The following is a 3,925-nucleotide window of genomic DNA, read 5'->3' on the forward strand; positions in this document are numbered from 1 at the left end:
GAATCAGCTACTCAAACCGCAAGTGAGGCTCCGGCTGAAAGTACTGGCGATGCCAAGAAAGATGCTGTCGCTGCTGCAATAGCTCGCGCTAAAGCAAAGAAAGCACAACAAGCTGAATCAGCTACTCTAACCGAAAGTGAAGCTCCGGTTAAAAGTTCTGGCGATGCTAAAAAAGATGCTGTCGCTGCCGCAATAGCTCGCGCTAAAGCAAAGAAAGCACAACAAGCTGAATCTTTTACTCCAACAGCAAGCGAAGCTCCGGTTAAAAGTTCTGGCGATGCTAAGAAAGATGCAGTTGCTGCCGCAATAGCTCGCGCTAAAGCGAAGAAAGCACAGCAAGCTAAGCAGGTCGAAGCAGAAGCAATCGCTCCTGAAGTAGAAGTGGAAGTGGAAGCTGAAATTCAATCAGAACCAGTGGATCCTAAAAAAGCTGCCGTTGCCGCGGCAATAGCTCGCGCTAAAGCAAGAAAGGCACAACAAGCGAAACAGGAAGAGTCAGCAGAAACACCTGAATCTGTGGTTGAACCTGTAGTTGAATTAAAGGCTGAAACTCAACAAGAACCAGTCGATCCTAAAAAAGCAGCGGTTGCTGCAGCGATTGCTCGTGCTAAAGCAAGAAAGGCGCAGCAAGAGCAAGACAAAAAGAATAATGAGGAGAAAGAGTAGTGGCCTTCTTTATCGCCAGCTCACCGCACGCGCACAATCGTAGAAGCACCCCTGATCTCATGAAATGGGTCGCTATTTGTGCATTGCCAGGTCTACTAGCTCAAACCTACTTCTTTGGATGGGGTACGCTCATCCAGTTAGTATTTGCTATTGCACTTGCTGTTACCTTTGAAGCCGCTGTAATGCTGCTAAGAAAACGCCCGCCAGTGATGGCATTGCGTGATTACAGCGCTGTTGTGACCGCTTGGCTACTCAGTGTCGCGATTCCGCCACACTCTCCGTGGTGGATTCTCGTGATAGGTATGTTCTTCGCGATTGTCATCGCAAAACACCTTTATGGCGGCCTTGGGCAAAACCCATTTAACCCTGCGATGGTGGCTTACGTTGTTTTGCTGATCTCATTCCCAGTTCAAATGACCAGCTGGAATGCGCCGACCAGTTTAACTGCTGAAGCTACGAGCTTTGTTGACTCCTTCTTGATGATCTTTACTGGTTTCAATAATGAAGGCTTGTCTTTACAACAAGCACGCCTTGGTATTGATGGCACCACGATGGCGACGCCACTCGATGCCTTCAAAACCGCACTAACGGCAGGTAACTCGGCTTCTGAAGCTCTGTCTCAACCTCAATTTAGCTGGTTAGCTGGCGTGGGTTGGGAATGGGTAAACCTTGCTTACCTTATTGGTGGCTTGGTGCTTATCAAGCAACGCGTGATTCAATGGCATATCCCAGTCGCGTTTCTGGGCAGCTTGACCCTATTTAGCCTAGTGTTCTTGATGTTCACTCCTGGCGAAACCGCATCACCGACCATTCATCTATTGTCTGGTGCGACTATGCTCGGCGCATTTTTCATTGCGACCGACCCAGTTTCAGCATCAACAACAGTGAAAGGTCGCTTAGTGTTTGGCGCTCTGATCGGCGGTTTGGTATTTATCATCCGCAGTTGGGGTGGTTTCCCTGATGGCGTGGCGTTTGCTGTATTGTTAGCCAACATGTGTGTTCCACTGATTGACTACTACACCAAACCTCGTACATACGGCCACTAAAGGGAGCGGATACCATGCTAAATGCAATTAAGAAAAACGGCCTTGTACTCGCGATTTTTGCGTGTGCTTCGACGGGTTTGGTCGCGGTAACTCACTACCTGACCAAAGATCAGATCAAACAACAAGAACAGGCTCAGTTACTGTCTGTGCTTAACCAAGTAATCACACATGATCTACACGACAACGAACTGTTTTCATCTTGCACTCTCGTTCAAACAGAAGAACTTGGTACTGAGCAAGCGATGCCGGCTTACATTGCTAAAATCAATGGTGAGCCGAGTGCGATTGCGATCGAAGCGATTGCCCCAGACGGCTACAACGGCGCGATTAAAGTGATTGTTGGAATGAAGATCGACGGTACTATTTTAGGTACTCGCGTGCTTTCTCACCAAGAAACTCCAGGTTTGGGTGATAAGATTGATTTGCGTGTGAGTGATTGGATTCTCTCATTTGCTGGTAAGCAAGTGACGGATTCTAATCTTGACCGTTGGAAGGTTCGTAAAGATGGTGGTGACTTTGACCAGTTCACTGGCGCAACCATTACGCCAAGAGCTGTTGTGAAGTCAGTTAAACAAGCGGTGCAATACGTTAATCAAAACAACCAAGCATTGCTTGCTCAACCTCTAAATTGTGGTGGTGAATAATGAGTGACCATAAAACACTGATCAAAAATGGCATGTGGGCCAATAACCCTGCCCTAGTGCAACTCCTTGGCTTATGTCCGCTGTTGGCTGTCTCTTCGACTGTGACTAACGCTCTTGGATTAGGTATCGCTACCTTGCTTGTACTAGTCGGCTCGAACGTGTCTGTATCTTTGGTTCGAAACCATGTGCCAAAAGAAGTGCGTATTCCAGTGTTCGTGATGATCATTGCTTCACTAGTAACCTGTGTTCAACTTCTGATGAACGCCTACGCGTATGGCCTTTACCTCTCTTTGGGTATCTTTATCCCGCTGATCGTAACCAACTGTATCATCATTGGCCGAGCGGAAGCCTTCGCGTCTAAAAACGAAGTTTTACCTGCAGCTCAAGATGGTTTCTGGATGGGTCTTGGCATGACATCGGTACTGGTTGTATTGGGTGCGATGCGCGAGGTTATTGGTAACGGAACCCTATTTGATGGCGCAGACCTACTCCTTGGTGATTGGGCTTCGGTGTTACGAATCCAGATATTCCAATTTAATAACAGCTTCTTGTTAGCCCTGCTACCACCCGGTGCCTTCATTGGTGTTGGTTTCTTGATTGCTTTGAAAAACATCATCGACAACCAAGCTAAATCTAGACAGCCAAAACAAGAAAAACCAGCTATTGAACGCGCTCGCGTTACCAATGCCTGATAAGTTACAGTAGCTTAAATCCTGCTGAGTAGCTCAACCGCTCAGCAGGTAAATAGATTGACCAAGTACACATAATAATGACGCTCATAAGAGCGCGTAACCGATGATAAAGCCTGAACCATTGCGAAACTTGTTATTTTAAAACGAGTAAGTTTGAAAGAACTTCGCTGGAACTCAAGCCCTAACTATTTGAAAGTAATGTCGCTATGAACAATGTAAAACGAGTAGAAATACTTGAGCGTTTGAGAGAAAACAATCCAAATCCAGAAACCGAGCTTAACTGGAACAGCTCTTTCGAGTTGCTAATCGCCGTGCTCTTATCTGCGCAGGCGACCGATGTCAGCGTCAACAAAGCCACTGATAAGCTGTACCCTGTGGCTAATACTCCACAGGCTATTTTCGACCTAGGTGTCGACGGCCTAAAAGAGTACATCAAGACCATCGGCCTATTTAATTCGAAAGCAGAAAACACCATCAAAACGTGTCGTATGCTGCTTGACCTACATAATGGTGAAGTACCGGAAGATCGTGCTGCGTTAGAAGCCCTTCCAGGTGTAGGCCGCAAAACAGCAAACGTAGTGTTAAATACTGCATTCGGTTGGCCAACCATTGCCGTTGATACTCACATCTATCGTGTATCAAACCGCACTAAGTTAGCAATGGGTAAAACGGTCGATGATGTTGAAGCTAAGCTGCTCAAAGTCATTCCAAAAGAATTCAAACTGGATGTCCACCACTGGCTCATTCTTCATGGACGTTACACCTGTGTGGCGCGTAAACCACGCTGTGGCAGCTGTATCATTGAAGACTTGTGTGAGTTCAAGGAAAAAACCGACGTCTAGGCTAGCTCTAAGCGAATGAAGCTAAGAAGCTAAGA

4 protein-coding genes and 1 pseudogene are annotated in these 3,925 nt (G+C 46.8%); all 5 read left to right on the forward strand.

The window, feature by feature from the left end; translation table 11 throughout:
* Positions 1-666, forward strand: a pseudogene (locus AB4496_RS11165) (electron transport complex subunit RsxC); the annotation flags it as partial.
* Positions 666-1,712 carry an electron transport complex subunit RsxD gene (rsxD, locus tag AB4496_RS11170; protein ID WP_009848649.1) on the forward strand — a complete coding sequence of 349 codons (1,047 nt, stop codon included), beginning with the start codon at positions 666-668 and terminating at the stop codon, positions 1,710-1,712. The pseudogene AB4496_RS11165 and the gene rsxD, both read left to right, overlap by 1 nt.
* A 14-nt stretch (positions 1,713-1,726) precedes the next feature.
* Positions 1,727-2,356, forward strand: a complete 630-nt coding sequence (gene rsxG, locus AB4496_RS11175; RefSeq protein ID WP_009848650.1) for an electron transport complex subunit RsxG — start codon at positions 1,727-1,729, stop codon at positions 2,354-2,356.
* Positions 2,356-3,048 carry an electron transport complex subunit E gene (locus tag AB4496_RS11180; protein WP_009848651.1) on the forward strand — a complete coding sequence of 231 codons (693 nt, stop codon included), beginning with the start codon at positions 2,356-2,358 and terminating at the stop codon, positions 3,046-3,048. The genes rsxG and AB4496_RS11180 overlap by 1 nt, the downstream gene beginning before the upstream one ends.
* Positions 3,049-3,254: 206 nt before the next feature.
* Positions 3,255-3,890 carry an endonuclease III gene (gene nth, locus AB4496_RS11185; protein ID WP_009848652.1) on the forward strand — a complete coding sequence of 212 codons (636 nt, stop codon included), beginning with the start codon at positions 3,255-3,257 and terminating at the stop codon, positions 3,888-3,890.
* The last annotated feature ends 35 nt before the right edge of the window (positions 3,891-3,925 follow it).

It is taken from the genome of Vibrio sp. 10N.222.46.A1 (assembly GCF_041473595.1).
Classification (GTDB): Bacteria; Pseudomonadota; Gammaproteobacteria; order Enterobacterales; family Vibrionaceae; genus Vibrio; species Vibrio tasmaniensis_A.

Excerpts from the sequence above, each read along its gene's own strand:
- AB4496_RS11180 (WP_009848651.1), top strand. The coding sequence starts at position 2,356 with ATGAGTGACCATAAAACACTGATCAAAAATGGCATGTGGGCCAATAAC.
- rsxG (WP_009848650.1), top strand. The coding sequence starts at position 1,727 with ATGCTAAATGCAATTAAGAAAAACGGCCTTGTACTCGCGATTTTTGCG.
- nth (WP_009848652.1), top strand. The coding sequence starts at position 3,255 with ATGAACAATGTAAAACGAGTAGAAATACTTGAGCGTTTGAGAGAAAAC.